Annotated in this window: 1 pseudogene; it reads right to left on the minus strand. The window is 56.2% G+C overall.

Annotated features, from left to right (window positions below):
- Positions 1–210, minus strand: a pseudogene (locus LC431_RS26470) (IS4 family transposase); the annotation flags it as partial.

Here is a 210-nt window from a genome sequence, read left to right on the forward strand (position 1 = left end):
AACTGTCCATCACACTGGCCCGCAACAGGTGACTGCTCAGTTCCATCAGGCAGACCATGCGGACCTGAGGATATCCGCGTTCACCGTGCTGGTTCGAAGCCTTACCGAAGGCCTCTGCATTTTCAGGTGTGTCCTGCGTATGCCAGACTACGCCATCGACGGCATTGAGTATCAGTCCGTGCCAGAGAGGATGTTTTGCCTCTGCATGCC

This window comes from Rahnella sp. GSA61A (genome assembly GCF_019969905.1).
In the GTDB taxonomy this organism is placed as follows: domain Bacteria; phylum Pseudomonadota; class Gammaproteobacteria; order Enterobacterales; family Enterobacteriaceae; genus Rahnella; species Rahnella aceris.